This window comes from Peptoanaerobacter stomatis, assembly GCF_000238095.2.
GTDB classification, from domain to species: Bacteria; Bacillota; Clostridia; order Peptostreptococcales; family Filifactoraceae; genus Peptoanaerobacter; species Peptoanaerobacter stomatis_A.
In genome coordinates this window covers 1,196,573-1,214,818 of the sequence record NZ_JH815225.1, presented here as the reverse complement: position 1 = coordinate 1,214,818, position 18,246 = coordinate 1,196,573, and the positions used below count along the sequence as shown (strand labels likewise).

General features: G+C 30.6%; 14 protein-coding genes. 13 read left to right on the top strand and 1 reads right to left on the bottom strand.

The annotated features are described in order from the left end of the window. Window positions 1-123: 123 nt before the first annotated feature. The 12 genes from HMPREF9630_RS05115 to rpsR all read left to right on the top strand — a co-directional run bounded on the left by HMPREF9630_RS05115 (window position 124) and on the right by rpsR (window position 14,755). Complete coding sequence (locus tag HMPREF9630_RS05115) at window positions 124-1,341, top strand: exonuclease SbcCD subunit D (RefSeq protein ID WP_009527466.1); 1,218 nt, start codon at window positions 124-126, stop codon at window positions 1,339-1,341. Between the two features lie 24 nt (window positions 1,342-1,365). After that, on the top strand, window positions 1,366-2,169 hold the full coding sequence (locus HMPREF9630_RS05110; protein WP_009527465.1) for a DUF4261 domain-containing protein: 804 nt from the start codon (window positions 1,366-1,368) through the stop codon (window positions 2,167-2,169). A gap of 254 nt (window positions 2,170-2,423) precedes the next feature. After that, entirely contained in the window at window positions 2,424-4,835 is a 2,412-nt protein-coding gene (gene leuS / locus HMPREF9630_RS05105) for a leucine--tRNA ligase (protein WP_009527464.1), read from the top strand. Window positions 4,836-5,038: 203 nt separating this feature from the next. After that, the gene (locus tag HMPREF9630_RS05100; protein WP_009527463.1) at window positions 5,039-6,286 is read left to right on the top strand and encodes a VanW family protein; all 1,248 of its coding nucleotides are present in this window, start codon (window positions 5,039-5,041) and stop codon (window positions 6,284-6,286) included. 242 nt (window positions 6,287-6,528) lie between these two features. Continuing rightward, complete coding sequence (locus HMPREF9630_RS05095; RefSeq protein WP_009527462.1) at window positions 6,529-7,467, top strand: Abi family protein; 939 nt, start codon at window positions 6,529-6,531, stop codon at window positions 7,465-7,467. Window positions 7,468-7,485: 18 nt separating this feature from the next. Next, window positions 7,486-9,042 carry a murein biosynthesis integral membrane protein MurJ gene (gene murJ, locus HMPREF9630_RS05090; RefSeq protein ID WP_009527461.1) on the top strand — a complete coding sequence of 519 codons (1,557 nt, stop codon included), beginning with the start codon at window positions 7,486-7,488 and terminating at the stop codon, window positions 9,040-9,042. Between the two features lie 264 nt (window positions 9,043-9,306). After that, window positions 9,307-11,406: a DUF5693 family protein gene (locus tag HMPREF9630_RS05085; protein ID WP_009527460.1), complete on the top strand. Its 2,100-nt coding sequence runs from the start codon at window positions 9,307-9,309 to the stop codon at window positions 11,404-11,406. Then, window positions 11,399-12,481: a polysaccharide pyruvyl transferase CsaB gene (gene csaB, locus HMPREF9630_RS05080; RefSeq protein ID WP_009527459.1), complete on the top strand. Its 1,083-nt coding sequence runs from the start codon at window positions 11,399-11,401 to the stop codon at window positions 12,479-12,481. Before HMPREF9630_RS05085 ends, csaB begins: the two co-directional genes overlap by 8 nt. A 48-nt stretch (window positions 12,482-12,529) precedes the next feature. After that, window positions 12,530-13,573 (top strand): acyltransferase, encoded by a 1,044-nt coding sequence (locus HMPREF9630_RS05075; RefSeq protein ID WP_009527458.1) that lies wholly within the window; start codon window positions 12,530-12,532, stop codon window positions 13,571-13,573. 139 nt (window positions 13,574-13,712) lie between these two features. Beyond that, a complete protein-coding gene (gene rpsF / locus HMPREF9630_RS05070; protein WP_009527457.1) occupies window positions 13,713-14,003 on the top strand; it encodes a 30S ribosomal protein S6 in 291 nt (96 codons plus the stop codon). Between the two features lie 9 nt (window positions 14,004-14,012). Continuing rightward, on the top strand, window positions 14,013-14,474 hold the full coding sequence (locus HMPREF9630_RS05065) for a single-stranded DNA-binding protein (protein WP_009527456.1): 462 nt from the start codon (window positions 14,013-14,015) through the stop codon (window positions 14,472-14,474). 23 nt (window positions 14,475-14,497) lie between these two features. Beyond that, window positions 14,498-14,755 (top strand): 30S ribosomal protein S18, encoded by a 258-nt coding sequence (gene rpsR / locus HMPREF9630_RS05060; RefSeq protein WP_009524296.1) that lies wholly within the window; start codon window positions 14,498-14,500, stop codon window positions 14,753-14,755. Between the two features lie 46 nt (window positions 14,756-14,801). On the opposite strand, the gene HMPREF9630_RS05055 is transcribed toward rpsR, so the two are convergent. After that, window positions 14,802-16,274, bottom strand: a complete 1,473-nt coding sequence (locus HMPREF9630_RS05055) for an S-layer homology domain-containing protein (protein WP_009527455.1) — start codon at window positions 16,272-16,274, stop codon at window positions 14,802-14,804. Window positions 16,275-16,626: 352 nt separating this feature from the next. On the opposite strand from HMPREF9630_RS05055, the gene HMPREF9630_RS05050 reads away from it, so the two are divergent. Further along, entirely contained in the window at window positions 16,627-17,991 is a 1,365-nt protein-coding gene (locus HMPREF9630_RS05050) for an SPFH domain-containing protein (RefSeq protein WP_009527454.1), read from the top strand. Window positions 17,992-18,246 lie beyond the last annotated feature (255 nt).

Below are 18,246 nucleotides of genomic sequence, written 5' to 3'. Positions count from 1 at the left end.
GTAATAAATAAAGATATATAGACAGATTTTAAATATATAAATATATAAAACTGCTCATATTTATGATAAAATATAAATATTGAGTGGTTTTTTATTTAATTTGCAAAAATAAAAGAGGTGAATATGAGGATACTTCATAGCAGTGATTGGCATTTGGGCAAGACGTTGGATGGATATTCAAGAATAGAAGAGCAGGAGAAGTTTCTTGAGTTTTTTGTAGAAAAATCAAGAGAAATTCAGCCGGATATAATAATAATTGCAGGAGATATATTTGACACGTCCAATCCTTCAGCCGTTGCAGAAAAGATGTTTTATGATGTTTTAACCAATATTTCATCTAATACTTCCTCGCTTATAGTGATAATACCGGGAAATCATGACAGTCCGAAAAGACTTGCAAGTGCAAAACTTCTCGCAAGGACGCATGGAATCATAATATACGAAAATAATGATGATAAAATAGATATAGGTATGTACAAAAATACAGAGGTGTTGTCTTGTAATGATGGAGTTATAAAGGTAAAAGTAAACGGGAAAATTGCCAACATAATGGCACTTCCATATATAAGTGAAGCAAGATTGAATGAAAACGTGCAGGACTTGTTTGACAGTGAAGAAGAAAATGCAAGATCGTTTCAGACAAAATTTGAAGCCTTAGTTGGTAAAAAAGAAAAGTTTTTTAATACAGATGAGTATAATATAATAATAGCACATCTTTTTACCACAAGAGCAAGACTTAGTGAAGATGAGATAGGCTATTCAATAGGTGGAGCATATGCTGTAGATGCATCAGCATTTCCAAAATCGGCAGACTATATAGCTTTAGGGCATATACATAAAAAACAGTGTATATCGGGAGTTGATAAGAGAGCATATTACTGCGGTTCGCCAATACATTACAACAAAACGGAAGTAAAAACTGCAAAAAAGGTAATATTGCAAGTGGATATACAAGAGGATAAGAGCATAGATTTGACGGAAATAAATGTTCCTATATACAAAAAAATAGAAATATGGAATGCAGAAAGTATAGAAGACGCCATCAAAATAAGTGAAGAAAAAGCAGATGAAAGCTCATTTGTATACATCAATATAAAAACTGACAGAATAATAAGCAATGAAGAAATAAGACAGATAAAATCAAACAAAAAAGATATAATAGAGATACGTCCTATAATGAGCATAGAAAATATAATAAGCACTTCTGAAAATATGCTTGAAAAAAGCGAAATGGAAAAATTCACAGAGTTTTATAAAGAAAAAAACGGTGCTGAACCTACTAAAAATATAATAGATAGATATATGGATATTATAAGCTATGAAGATGAAGAAATAACTTAAAAAAATATAAATTTAGGAGAAATTATGAATTTAGAAAATAATTTTGATAAAGACAATGTATTTACAGGACTTTGCCTTATGACTACAAAAGAGTTTGAACTTAACCATATACTTTTAAATTTGAGACAACGCTGGGGAATAAAAGTAAATGCTGATATGGACGAATATGAAGAAAGTGAAAATTCGGTAACTTTTGCAATAGAAGATATGAATTGTTTTATAAATTTTATAGATTCCAAGATACCTGATGAAGAGATAACTCTAAAAGCGAGTTTTAATTATATGTTTGAAGACGGAGTACAAAGATGCAAGTCGCATAACAGCTATTTGGCAATAGGAGTTGTAGGCGGAGAAAATAGAGTAAAATCTGCGACTTTGTTTACAAAGATTGCTGATGCCTGTTTGCAACAATACAATATGATAGCCATTTATACACCGTATAATGTTATTGAGGCTGATGTTTTCATAGACGAAGCAAGCTATATAAAACGAGATTTTTTGCCGATAGAAAACTGGATTTATATAGGTTTTATCAAGAATGAAGGAGAAACTTTAAGTGCATATACTATAGGGATGAAGGCATTTTTAAAAGATGAGATGGAAATATTAAACTCATATGAAGAGCCTGAAACACTTAGAAACAGATTGCTTAATTTGGCATATTTTTTGATAGATAATGATACAGAGCTTTCAGAAGATGAAACTTTGACATTAAAAGAGATAGATAGTGACGGAAATGATGTTTCGCTTGAATTTAAAGTAAAATATGATAAAGCTGTAAACGGTGTAGGAAAAACTGTAAAAATAGAAAGACAAATTAAAAAATAGTGCATGATATAGAAACAGTGTTTATAAAAAATAATTTTTTTGAAATTTAAAGATTTTTGTTATATAATAGAAAAGATATTTTAGAAATATATATTTTTTTTAAAATATCTTTATCAAATACATAAAATGATAAAATGAATTTATAGCAAATTTAACTTATTGCAGGCATATTGTTTTTATAACTTATGTAATAATTTTTAACTTAAATTGTATATAAATATTATAAGCTATGACTTATATTTTTGGAGGGAATAATGGATAAGTACAATTTTAAAAAGATAGAGAAGAAATGGCAAGAAATTTGGGATAAAGAGGGGAGTTTTTATGCAGAAAAAGGTAGCGAAAAACCTAAATTTTATCCTTTAGTAGAGTTTCCGTATCCTTCAGGACAGGGACTTCACGTTGGACATCCACGTTCATATACTGCACTCGATATAGTTGCCAGAAAAAAGAGATTGGAAGGTTATAATGTGCTTTATCCTATAGGTTGGGACGCATTCGGACTACCGACTGAAAATTTTGCTATAAAGAATAAAGTCCATCCTAAAAAAGTTACAGAGGATAATATTGCAAATTTTAAAAGACAGTTGAAATCTTTGGGTATATCATTTGATTGGTCAAGAGAGATAAACACAACAGATCCTGATTATTATAAATGGACGCAATGGATATTTTTGAAACTATTTGAAAAAGGCTTGGCATATAAGAAAAAAATGCCTATAAACTGGTGTACATCTTGTAAGGTAGGACTTGCAAATGAAGAAGTAATAGGCGGAAAATGCGAAAGATGTGGCAGTGAAGTAATCAGAAAAGAAAAAAGCCAATGGATGTTAAAAATCACTGAATATGCCGACAGACTTATCAACGATTTGGATGAAGTTGATTTTATAGAAAGAGTCAAGACACAACAAATAAATTGGATAGGTCGTTCATATGGAATGGAAGTGGATTTTGAATTTGCAGATACAAAGCTCACTGTGTTTACTACAAGATGTGATACTATATTCGGTGCTACTTATATGGTGCTATCTCCTGAACATCCTATATTAGATGAATTTAAGGACAGAATAAAAAATTTTGCCGATATAAAAAATTATAGAGATGAGTCTGCCAAAAAATCAGATTTTGAAAGAACTGAAATGGTAAAAGAAAAGACAGGAGTAAAAATAGAAGGAATATCAGCTATAAACCCACTTACAAAAGAGGAAATACCTGTTTTTGTTTCAGATTATGTGCTTATGAGTTATGGTACAGGCGCAGTTATGGGTGTGCCGGCACATGATGAAAGAGACCATGATTTTGCAAAAAAATTTAATCTTCCTATAGTAGAGGTAATATCAGGCGGAGAAGATGTGAATGAAAAAGCGCATATAGATAAGAGCGATAATTCAAAGCTTGTAAACTCAGGAGTTTATTCAGGTCTTACAGTAAAAGAAGGTATTGAAAAAATAGGGGAATATATTGAAAAAGAAGGGCTTGGTCACAAAAAAGTAAACTTCAAACTTAGAGACTGGGTATTTTCAAGACAAAGATATTGGGGAGAGCCGATACCTATAATACATTGTGAGCACTGTGGTTATGTTCCTATGGATGAGAGTGAATTGCCACTGAGATTACCGGAAGTAGATAGTTATGAGCCTACAGATAACGGAGAATCTCCGCTTTCGAAACTTACAGATTGGGTAGAAACAACTTGTCCTAAATGCGGGGCAAAGGCTACAAGAGAAACAGATACTATGCCTCAGTGGGCAGGTTCATCATGGTATTTTTTAAGATATACAGATCCTCATAACGATAAAGCCTTTGCATCAAGAGATGCACTTGATTATTGGATGAACGTTGATTGGTACAACGGAGGTATGGAGCATACCACTTTGCACTTGTTGTATTCAAGATTTTGGCATAAATTCCTATATGATATAGGTGTAGTGAACACAAAAGAACCTTATGCAAAAAGAACTTCACATGGTATGATATTAGGTGAAGATGGACAAAAGATGTCTAAATCAAGAGGCAATGTAGTAAATCCTGATGAGATAGTAGAGACATATGGAGCTGATACGTTCAGAACATATGAGATGTTTATAGGCGATTTTGAGAAAAAAGCTCCTTGGTCATCACAAAATATCAAAGGAAGTTATAGATTTGTAGAAAGAATATGGAATATGCAAGAGCTTGTAAGCGAAGAGCCTTCAAGCAAAGAATTGCAAAAATCATTAAACAGAACAATAAAGAAAGTATCTGAAGATTATGAAAATTTAAAGGCAAATACAGCTATTGCTGCTATGATGGCATTTTTAAATGAAGTCTATGATGCAAAACGTATAAGCAAGGAAGATTACAATACATTGTTGATACTTGCAAATCCTGTAGCGCCTCATATCACTGAGGAGGCATGGCAAGTAATAAATGGAGAAAATTCAATGCTTAATAAGGCGAAATGGCCTGTATGCGATGAAAAAATGCTTTTAGAAGAAGAGATAGAAATGCCGGTACAAATAAACGGAAAAGTTAAAGGAACAGTAAAAATACCTGTAAATTGCACTAATGATGAAGCGATAAAAAAAGCAAAGGAAACAGATATTATAAAATCATTATTAGACGGAAAACAAATAGTAAAAGAGATATATGTGCCTAAAAAGATACTTAATATTGTGGTTAAATAGTAAAGTTTACAATAATGTTTTATAAAAGCAGATAGACGTAATTAATCTTATATATAAAATGACAGTTGATTGATTTTATTATAATATTTATCAAAAATTTAAATTAAAAAATATGAAAACAGTTTATAAAAATGGTTTATAAATATTATAACAGTTGAAATCAATCGGCTGCAAATTTAACAATTTGTGAGAAAGTGAGTATTATGAAAAGGAATATATTAAAGACAGCCTTGTGTGTTTTGGCAAGTGTTTCCACTATTTTCAGTAATAGTATAGCATTTGCAGACAATGATGGCGAAAAAAATGATACACCTGTAAATACAGTTTATGAAGATATAAAGCCTGATAAAGTGGAAACTGAATTTTCTAATGAAAATAATAATATTCAAGAAGGTATAGAGTCTAATCAAAAAAATGCTACTACTGAAAAGCAACTAAAAGAAGAAAGCTCTGAAAAAAAAGAGGATATGTCTCAAGCGGATAAACCTAAATTAGAGACAGTAAACAATTATTTTATAGGTACATTCAGGCTTTATGACGAACAAACAGGAAAAATTTATGATTTTCAAGCGAATAAAGCATTTACTTACGATTATAAGCAAAAATTTCCTCCTCTTAAAGTAGATGAGTGGAGTTTTGATGTATTTACAGCACAAATAGAGGATTATTTTACAAATAAGCATTTAAAAGAGATATTATATCCTCAAAAAATAGGAAATACAAATAAATATAAGATTATTACAAAAAAACTGGGCGAAAAGAAGATAGACAAAGCAAAATTTAAAAACGAGCTTATGAATAGGATAAGAATTGCAGATTATACTCCGTTAAAAGTACCGTTTATAAATAATGAACAAATAGACAGCAATATACTTAAAAACGAAGTTGTACTATTCTCAAGCTATACTACTAAGTATAATGCCTATGATACAGGAAGAACAAGCAATATTGTGTTGGCCGGAGAAGAAATAAACGGCACTAAATTGGCACCTAATGAACAATTCAAATATAATACGAGAATATCTCCTATATATCCTAATTTAAGAACAGCTAAAGTAATTTTAAATAATAAATTTGTAGAAGGAACGGGCGGAGGACTTTGCCAAGTATCTACTACGCTTTTCAATGCAACACTTGAAAGCGGTTTGCAAATAGATCATAGAAGATGCCATACGCTTCCGGTGCATTATGTACCTAGAGGCAGAGACGCTATGGTTTCAGATTATAATGATTTTGTATTTAGAAACAATTTTCCGCATGATATATATATAACTTATCAAAGAACTGCAAATGATGAGATAACATTTAATATATACGGTAACAGAGCGGATAAAAAAAATATAAAGATATGGACATCAGGTAGAGGACTCAGCTATGTTCTTTACAGAGCTATAGAAGGTAGTACGGTAGAGGAAAAATTCTATTCAAATTATCAAACTCCAAGCAACTAAGATATTAAATGCTTTTTAAATTAAGCTATGATTAAAGTTTTTTACGAGCAAAATTTTGGATACTTTTATAAATATCTGCTTTGCAGATATTTATAAAAAAGTGTTCAAGCAAAATATATTTGAGCCTTATATTAAAAATATATAGATTTAATTGGATAATAATTTTACTTAATTATTGGTTTCCAATTAGATTATTTATAGTTCTTTTAATATGCTTTTAATTTATATATGGAGATTTTAATATGAAAAAAGTTTTTTCAAATGTTGGTGAACAGATTAACATATTGAAAAGTAAAAATTTGACTATAAAAGACGAACAAAAAGCAGTGGAGATGCTCGTGCGCTCCAATTACTATGTTGTGATAAACGGATACAGAACCCCGTTTTTGCTTGATAGAAAATCGGGAGATAAGTCAAAATATATACCAGGTTCTGCATTTGAAGAGATATATTCTTTATATATGTTTGACAGATCTATTAGAATAATATTTCTGAAATATATACTTATAATGGAACAAAATTTAAAGTCTGCAATAAGCTATGAGTTTTCAAAAATCTATGGTTCTGAAAATTATCTGCATTACTCCAATTTTGCGTGTGAAGATGAAAAAAATACAAAAGAGATATTCTTTTTGATAGGTTCTTTGCACAATGCACTCAGCAAAGCTATAGGAAAAAACGAGTATATAACATACAATATAGAAAAATATAACAATGTCCCTTTTTGGATATTGGCGAATATACTTACTTTCGGAGGAATAATAAATTTCTACAAACTTATGAAAGATGAAGAAAAACAGTATATCGCAAGAAAATATTTCAGAGTAAAAGTCAATGAATTGGAAACTTATATGGAGCTTTTAAATGCATATAGAAATATATGTGCACATGACGAAAGATTGTATAATGTAAAAGCTACAAAGTTCTCTATTGCCCATAATGAATATCATACATATTTTGAAATAAATGACACTTCAGAAAATGGTAAAAAAGATGTATTTGCACTTTGCATAACACTATGTATGTTGCTTTCAAGAGAAGATAAGATGAAGATGATAAATGAACTTATTGCAGTATTTGAAGATCTGGATGAAAATATTGACAGCATACATATAACTAAAATATATAATATGATGGGATTTCCACATAATTGGAAAGAAATTAAAGATATAAATTTCTAAATTAATTAGGAGAAAGAATTGTCTGAAAAAAATAAAGCTGTGAAAACAGTAAGCTATATTATGATAATAACACTTGCAGGTAAAGTGTTGGCACTTTTAAGAGATATGATACTTGCAAGACAATATGGTAGCGGTGTTGAAGTAAGTGCGTTTTTGACGGCGAGCAGAATACCGAGAGTTTTGTTTGACGCTATATTTGCGTCTGCTATTACTTCGAGCTTTATACCAATATTTAACAGAGCCTTAAAAGAAAAAGGAAGAGATAAAGCATATGAATTTTCTGATGTTTTTATAAGTGTTGTCGGAATGTTCATGGTCTTACTTATGAGTTTATCAATGATTTTTGCAAAAGAAATAGCATATTTTTTTGCAGACGGTTTTGATGAAAAAACACATGAGCTTTGTATAAATCTGCTAAAAATATTACTACCTACAATGATATGCACAGGTATTGCATTTTCGTTTGTAGGTATATTGCAGTCTATGGACAGATTTTTGATACCGGCATCTATAAGTGTTGTATTTAATATTATAATAATTGTATATTATTTTACATTCGACAAAGTATTCGGTATATACGGTTTAGCTGTAACTTATCTTATAGGATGGATAATGCAGGTACTTATTCAAATACCGTCGCTAAAACAAATAGGATATAGATATCATTTCAAACCTTATTTGGATTATCCATATTTGAAAGAAACTCTCATATTAATGGGTCCGGTTATGATAAGCACATGGGTTCAACCGTTTAATATATTGATAAATGCAAAATATGCTTCAAGATTATACGAAGGTTCTGCGGTAGCTGCGATTGAATTTGCAAATAATCTTTATACGATGATAGCGAGTGTATTGGTATTGTCAATAATGAATTTCGTATTTCCACAATTGTCAAAACTCATAAATGATAAGAAGCAGGACGAATTTAACAAAACTGTCAGTACAACTATGGAAGCTACTATGTTTTTAATACTTCCGCTAATGGCAGGTGTTATGAGCTTGAGCAAAGAAGTAATAGGACTCATATATGGAGGCAATAGATTTGATGAATTTTCCGTAAATATTACTTCAAGTGCACTATTTTTCTTTTCAGTAGGTATGATAGGATATGCCATACAGACGATTTTATCGAGAGTGTATTTTGCAAAAGAAAATGGAAAAGTGCCTATGATAAGTGCAATAGTTGCAATAATTATCAACTATGTGTTTTGTGCTTTACTCATAAATAAATTTGAAGTAGGCGGCTTGGCGTTGTCATCATCAATATCAGTTACTATAAATGCGATTATGCTTATAATACCGTTGCAAATGGACAAAAATACCAAGCTTATAGACTTTGATTTTATAAAAGAGATATTGAAGATTGTGATATCTTCAGTTTTGATGTGTATAGTGATATTTTTAATAAAGAAAATACTGCCTGGAGGAAATATAGGTGCTTCTAAAAAAATTATAAATTTGGCAATATTGTTTGTTGCAGGAGTATTGACATATTTTCTTTCAGCATTTATTTTAAAAATAAAACAGGTGAGTTTTGTAAAAAATATTATAAAAAAGAGAAAAAATTCTTAAATTTAATATTTTATATTATTATCTAATTAAAAAGAGATATTTTAATATAATATTCAAATATGTTTTTTGTTACAAACCGAACACATTGTTAATATTAAAAGATATTTTAAGATAACTCTAAAATGTTTTGTGCTTTAGGAGTTTTTTATAAAAGTGTCAGCAATTTTGATTGCAAAACAATTTGAGCATATCTTAATTTTAAATGGATTTTAGTATTAAATCCTATAAATAAATTTATTATAAAATTTTTAAAGAGGTAATTGGATGAGGCTTAAAAAAATATATTTTGTTTATTTATTTTTGATGTGTATATGTCTACTCGGCTCGTTAAAAGTTGTGTATGAGCGTATAAACGTTGAAAGCAATTATAAAACATATGAAACCGTAATGGAGCTTAGAGATATAAAAAGCGTTGCATCTGTTGAAAACAGAGATTATTTAGATGTAGCAAGAGAATTTACGGATATAGGTGTAAATTCTATATGTGTTTTTGAGGATACTATAGATTCGCTTAAATTGAATGAAAATTTTAAGATATCTACAAGGTATGACGGTTTAGACTTGGAGATAAACGGTACAAAATATGGACTTGAATACATTAAAAAAGGTCTTGAGGAAACTGTAAAAGATGGCAGAAAAATATATTATAAGGACGAAGATACACTGATAATAGAAGGCAGATTATCTGATTTTGCATATAACAGCTCACAGATAATGAGAGATTTTACAGGTAAGAGAGTTGCACTTGAAAACAACAAGCAGTCGCTTATAGAATATACAGGATTGGGTTTTGTGGACAGTGAACTTCAAGAGTTGAAAGACAATAAATTTTCTATAAATTTAAGACCTGTATATATAGGTGCGATACAAGATGAAAAAAAATCAATAGATAGATATATTAACTTTGTAAAAAAATATTCCCCTAATCAAAGAATAGTTATATTCGGTGGAGAGGAGATATTAGGAGGAGAAGAAAATACCGATTATCTTGCTGAAAAGATGAAAGAAGCATCTTTGATACCAGTTGCAATAGAAACATCTGAGCAGGACGGAAATATAGACTTAAAAGGTTTGAGAGCTTTGACTCAAAAAATGGATTATCAGACAACGAGATTATTTTCAACTCTAACATATATACAAGACAGATATGACTATGGCATAGCAGGTCATAATCAAGGTCAAGAGATAATGAATTCATATTATAGAGCCATATCTGAAAGAAATATAAGAGTTATATATTTCAGAGCCTTCCATTACAAAGGAGGCCATCTCATAACAGATATGAGTATATATAAACAAAGGTTCGAAGAATTAAATTCAAGACTTGATAAATTTTATGGCATAACACCTATAACATCAGACAGCTATGTAAAAACTATGGATAGATTTTTGACATCTAAATATATGAAATTATTAGCTACAGTTGCAATAATGGTAAGTGCCCTTATAATATTTGACAATATATTTAAAAATACACAAAACATTCAACTCGTATTACTTGTACTTGGAGTGATAGGCTCAGCAGGAATATATAAATTTAATATAAAGCTTGCGACATTTAATACATTTATGGCATTGCTCGGTACAATATCATTTGCTACACTTTCTATTGTATATTTACTAAGAGCTACAAAAAAATTTGAAGAAAATAAATCTTTAGAAAATACAAATATTTATAAACTATTTTTATTTGGAACTGTAGAATTGTTGAAATGTATAATGATTTCACTGATAGGAGTTACATTCATAGTGACTTTGTACGGAGATAGTGTATATATGCTTGAATTCAGTAAATTTTCAGGTGTAAAAATATCACAGATGTTACCACTTTTGATAGTGCCGTTTGCATATTTGAGCATAATAGGACTTGGAAAATATTTTGATAAAAACAGGTCACTTAAAGAACAAGTTGTAGAAACACTCCAAAAAAATGTAAAGGTATGGCAAGTGGTGTTGCTTTTTGCTATGCTTGGCGTACTCGGACTTATGTTGCTTAGAAGTGGACATACATCAAATGTTGATCCTTCGTCATCTGAAATACTTATGAGAAATATATTTGAATATATATTTCCTGCAAGACCGAGAAACAAAGCTATATTTTTGGGTTATCCGTCACTGATATTACTCATAATGTTAGCATCTAAGAAAAAATTCAGAGATACTTATATACTTTTTGCATTGGCAGCTACTATTGGACAAGCGGATATATTAAATACATTTTCACATATAAGAACACCGTTTCTTGTGTCGCTTTCAAGAGTAGGGGTAGAATATGCGGTAAGTTTTGTAATAACATTTGTAATAGTAGTGCTTATAGATATAATATGTAAAATAATCCAAAGAGGTAAGAGGGCAAATGCATAAAATATTGCTATCAGGCTATTACGGATACAATAATGCAGGCGATGAAGCCATATTAAAATCCATAATAGCCAATATAAAGAAAATAGATAAAAATGCAGATATAACTGTGTTATCGGATAATATAGAATTTACAAAAGAAAAATATAATATAAATGCTGTAAAAAGATTTAATCCACTTCATATACTAAAAGCATTATTAAAATGCGATATACTTATAAGTGGAGGAGGCACACTTTTTCAAGATAAGACAAGTACACGCTCACTCATATATTATACAAGCATAATAAATATTGCAAAATTATTCGGTAAAAAAGTTATGATATATGCAAACGGAATCGGACCGCTAAAAAAACAGAGCAATATAAAAAGAGTGAAAAAATCAATAGAAAAATCTGATATTATAACCCTTCGAGATATAGAAGCGTTGGAAACTATAAAATCAATGAAAGTTGAAAATAAAAATATATTTTTAACGACAGACCCTGTATTCTCGCTCAAACCTGATGATAATACACAAGCATTGTTAAAAGAAAACAACATACCTTGCGATAAAGAATTTGTTGTAATATCAGTACGGTCATGGGATAAGCAAGGAGAATTTACAACAATATTTGCAAAAGCCTGTGATTATATAATAGAAAAATATGATAAAAATATAATATTTTTTGCACTCCAATATCCACATGATTTGAAATCTACACATATAATAAAACAGAAGATGAAAAACAACTCATATATAATACAAGATATAACACCTATGCAGATGATGGGTATAATGCAAAAAGCGACATATGTGATAAGCATGAGACTTCACGGACTTATATTTGCATCGAGTGTATGTACACCGGTGCTTGGTTTCAGTTATGATCCTAAGATAGATAATCTTTTAAATCAGATAGATATGCCGGTGTGCAGCAAAATAGAAGATATGAGCATTGAAGATATGAAAAAATCTGTTGACGATATGGAGATAAATATACAATCATACAGAAAAAAACTCGAAAGTAAAATTGAGAAAATAAAGGAAATGGCAAAGAAAAACTTTGATTATATGAAATTAATCATAGAAAAATAAATTTTAAATTAAGATGTGCAAAAATATATAATGTTTAGTGAGAAAATTATGCAAAACAGAAGCGGAAACATAGATTTTATAAAAGCAGTAGCAATAATATTTGTTATAGGTATTCATTCTACAGCGTCAGCGCTTTATGACTATACTTTTGCAAGCAGGAGTTGGGGTATAGCGGTGTTTTACAGAAGTATTGTAGCACCTGCCGTACCGCTATTTTTTATGTGTAGCGGAGCACTGCTGTTTAATAAGAGTAAAGTTATAAAAATAGAAGATATTTTCAAAAAATATATTGTACGGATGATAACGGCATTATTTTTTTGGGCAAGCATATATGAAAGTATGTATATAATCTATAGACGTGTGCAAACAGGAGTTTTTGAACTTGAAGCCATAAAAAATGCCATAAAAAATATAATTTATTTCAATCATAATTATCAGTTATATTATATTTATATAATGGTATTATTTTATATTTTTACACCTATAGTAAAGATATTTATAAACAATGCAAAACAATCGGAAATAAAATATTTTTTGATAGTTTGGGTGGCTCTCGGCATAGTGTTGCCGACATTTATAGGGCTTGACGCTCAAGGAAAATTCAACAATCTTACTCAATATATAGCAATGCATCTCGGATATGCGTCAATAGGCTATGGAGTACTTGGATATTATATAAACACAAATATAAGAAAAACCAAGCATTATTTTATAGTCTTGTTTATAGGTTTTATAATAAGTTTTGGAGCAACATATTTTTTATGCCTGCTTAAAAATGATATAAATATAGTATTTTGGGGAGGTATGTCTATAGGAGTAATGCTTATGGCATACGGTTTTTTCGGATTTGTTGTGAGTACGGATTTAAAAATATATTCATCAAAAATCGTAGAAAATATATCTAAAGCGTCATTTTGCATATTTTTAGTACATGACATATTTTTAAAGATATTATTTTATAAAAATATAAACATAGTTAATTATCCCGATATAATAAATGTACCTATCTTTATATTGATAGTATTTATTCCGAGCTATATAATATATGAGATTTTAAAACGCATAAAATATATAAATAAATATTTGATATGATTATAAAATATATAAATTATTTAAAAACACTTGAAAAAATTTTTGGAAAGTGATATTATAAATTGTTGTAATTTTAGAAAATTACACTTTCTGTTCTTTACAAGTTAAAGAACCAATAGTCCGAGGGAGGTGAATATCAATGAAAAAATATGAATTAGTTTATATTTTAAGAACTGACACAGATGATGAAACTAAGCAAAAAATCCAAGACAAGCTAAAAGGTATCATCGACACAAACGGAGAAGTTGAAGCTGTTGATGTATGGGGTAACAGAAAACTTGCTTACCAAATACAAAAATTGAGCGACGGCTATTACGTTTTAGTTAAGTTCAATGCGGGAGCAGAAGTTCCTAAAGAACTTGACAGAAATCTTAAAATAATGGATCAAGTAATCCGCCATATGATTATCAACATTACTGATAATAAATAGGAGGAAGATATGAATACCGTTATAATGATTGGAAGATTGACAAGAGATCCTGAGCTTAGGTATATTGCATCTACAGGTAATGCCGTAACGAGATTTTCTATAGCTGTTGACAGAGCATTTGCCGCAAAAGACGCTGAAGTTACTGCTGATTTTTTCAACATAGTTGTATGGGGAAAAAGAGCGGAGACTTGTGCCAATTATCTTGCAAAAGGTAGAATGGTTGCAGTAAGAGGCAGATTGCAAAACAATAACTATACAGATAAAAACGGAGTTAAGCAATACTCAGTAGAGATAATTGCAGAAGATGTACAATTCATAGATTGGGGAGATAAAAAAACTCAAACATCTTCCAACAATTCTATGTCATCAGGAAATCAAGCTGCTCAATCACAAAAAGAAGATGAATTTATGCCTGAAGGCCTTGATGAAGAAGGCTACAGAGCATTGTCAGATGATGAAGTACCATTTTAGCAAAAGATTTGGAGGTGTAAGAAATGGCTAACCAAAAACAAGCAAATGCTAACAACAATGCCAACTTTAGAAAAAGAAGAAAAAAAGTTGACCCTTTTGTTGGAGATAAAATAAATCAAATAGATTATAAAGATGTTGCTCTACTTAAGAAATTTATATCTGAAAGAGGAAAAATCCTTCCAAGAAGAGTGACAGGAACATCAGCTAAGGCACAAAGAAAACTTACAAATGCTATAAAAAGAGCAAGAATAATAGCGTTGTTGCCTTACACAGTAGAATAAGATAAAATTAAAAGGACTGTAGATACAGTCCTTTTTTTGTGTATTTTTATTTACCTTGTAATGCGGCTTGAATTTCATAGTAATACCATGAAGATTTTTTTAAGTCTGAAAATGTGTATTCTTTTTTTATAACGGATTTAGTTCTTCCTGTTAATTTGTTCAATGTGGCTATTAATTCGGCTCTTGTAATTTCTTTTTCAGGTTTAAATGAGCCGTCAGGGTATCCGCTCATGATATGATTAGAAGTCACAATTTTTACAGGATCTTCGTATTTAGTGTCTTGCGTATCGATAAATACAAATCTGTTGTCGGCTTCACCTTCATATAAAGCTGATAATGCCATCGCAACTTCACCTCTTGTAATTTTTTTCTTCGGATTGAATGAACCGGGATAATCTTCATTAATTATTCCTGCACTTACCAATTTGGATACAGCCTCATATGACCATGATGATTTTTTTAAACGAGAAGAATTAAAAGATGATACGTCTATATTTGCAGTGTAGTTCTTATTTAGTAATTTATACAACATGGATGCAAATTCTTCACCTGTGACAGCAGCATTCGGTCTTACAGTTCCGTTAGGATATCCTTTTATAATTGCTACACTATTGCTTTCAGGTCCAATGATATATTCATCTGATGTATCCTGATTTTTAGAAACTTGTGTATTTTCAGTTGTGTTCTCTTCGTCGGATGGAGGAAGATACTCCTTATAACTCTTTTTGATATAGATGTCATTGTTATTATTGTTATTGTTATTGTTATTGTTGTTATTGTTATTGTTATTGTTATTGTTGTTATTGTTATTGTTATTGTTGTTATTGTTATTGTTATTGTTGTTATTGTTGTTGTTATTATTGTTATTGTTGTTTTGGTTCAATTTTTGATTTTTTTCATACAGGATTATTCCCATACCTCTTCTACTCTTATTGAATGTGACTGTAGCTGAGGAAGGCTCGAATCCTACATGAGTCATGGTAGTTACATCTTTTACATAGTCATTAAGATTTAGAGTTTCACCATCATAACCTTGTATAGTTTGCGATGCAAGCACATCGTGTCCTGCTACGCTCCTGTAGTAGATGTAGATATATGAGTCTTTCTTTCCGTTATTTTGCGGAGGAGGCGTAGGATCAGGTTTCGGATCAGGTGTAGGTTCCGGTGGAGGAGTAGGTTCCGGTGGAGGCGCAGGCTCATTTTTCTTATAATATATAGTTACGCTTAAAAAACTTCCCGGACTATATTGGCTGGGATTAATAAATTGGCTCGGTGAATAAGATTCAACCGTATAACCGTCTCTGTTTCTTACATATCTGCTCAGATCAACATTAGTATCATTGATGCTTAATGTGTCATCGGAAAAATCTCTATCATCATTACCGTATCTGTGCTCAATACCCATAGATAGGGTAGTGAAATCCATATAAGCGTGTGATGAACGAAATAAGACAAAAAAGAATGTTATAAAAAATATTATAATACAAGTCAACAAATATTTTGATTTTTTGAATGTCATATAAATTCTCCTTTCTGCTTAGAATTAATACAAAAATAATCGTTTGCCTATATAATCTGATTATAATTGAATATGTTTTTTTTGTCAATGATATAAAAATTTAATAAAAAACAGGTAATATTACAGATGTAATTAAAAAAAAAATGATTATAATGGTATTGTAAACGTATAACTTTTATTTATAATTAATACAAAAAACAATATGAAAAAATATTTATTTGGTGCTTAAAATGCAGTTAATAAATATAAAAATGCCTATAAGTTTTAGATTTGTTTAATGTTACTATAGTTTTATTGTGTTTGCGTTATTTAAGTTTTTACATATGTTAATAAATCATAGGGGGGAAATGTTATGGGATTAATAAAAGCAGGTCTTGGAGCATTAGGCGGAACAATGGCTGACCAATGGAAAGAATTTTTTTATTGTGATTCTATTCCAAATGATGTATTGGTTGTTAAAGGTCAAAAACGCATAGGAGGACGTTCGTCCAATAAAAAGGGAAGCGATAATATAATTTCACAAGGTTCAGGTATTGCGGTAGCTGACGGACAGTGCATGATGATAGTTGAACAAGGCAAGGTAGTGGAATTTTGTGCAGAGCCTGGAGAATTTACTTTTGATTCATCAACAGAACCGTCAATATTTAACGGTTCTTTTAGCGAAGGAATTAAGAAGACTTTTGAAACAGTAGGCAAAAGGTTTGCTTACGGTGGAGATACAGGAAAAGATCAAAGAGTATATTATTTCAATATGAAAGAATTACTTGATAATAAATTTGGAACACAAAATCCTGTGCCTTTTAGAGTAGTTGATAGAAATATAGGGCTTGATGTGGATATATCTGTAAGATGTAACGGAGTATATTCATATAAGATAACAAACCCTATGTTGTTTTATGCCAATGTTTGCGGAAATGTAGAAAATCAATATGACAGAAGTGAGATTGACGGTCAGTTGAAGAGTGAATTTTTAAATGCTTTACAACCTTCTTTTGCAAAAATATCTGAGATGGGAATAAGATATAGTGCTCTTCCGGGTCACACTATGGAATTATCTGATGCTATGAACGAAATACTGACACCAAAATGGTCAGAACTACGAGGTATATCAATAGTATCAGTAGGTATAAATTCTATAACGGCTCCAAAAGAAGATGAGGATATGATTAAGCAGTTGCAAAGAACAGCTGTTATGAGAGATCCTAATATGGCGGCGGCAACACTTGTAGGAGCTCAATCAGATGCTATGAGAGCAGCCGCATCAAATGAAGGTGGAGCTATGATGGGCTTTATGGGCATGGGTATGGCACAACAAGCAGGAGGAATGAATGCACAAAATTTATTCCAAATGGGACAACAGCAACAAATGCAACAGCAACAAATGCAACAGCAACAAATGCAACAACAACCGCAAGTACAACCGCAAGCTCAGCCATCTCAAAACACTTGGACTTGTTCATGCGGAACAGTAAATACAGGCAAGTTTTGTGTAGAATGTGCATCGCCTAAGCCACAAGCAAACCCTGATGGTTGGACTTGCTCTTGTGGAGCGGTAAATAAGGGGAAATTCTGCGCAGAGTGTGGCAAGCCGAAACCTGCCGGAGCACCTTTATATAAATGTGATAAATGCGGTTGGGAGCCTGAAGATCCGACAAAACCTCCAAAATTCTGTCCTGAGTGTGGAGATGTGTTTGATGACAATGATATAAAAAGATAAAGACTTATTTAATAAAAAGATATAGTAGATTGATATAAATATAATTTTTTTAAAATCAATCTACTATAGATTTTTTAAAATTCAGCATAAATAATTATATAATTTTTTTTATCCTAATTCTATGCTATTATCTAATTAAACATACATATAATGAAAATACTGAATGTAATGTATGTTATTAAGGAATATTTGGCTACGATAGCATTAGCAATTCTTTTAATCAAACACACTCAAATTCATTTTATATATTTTAGT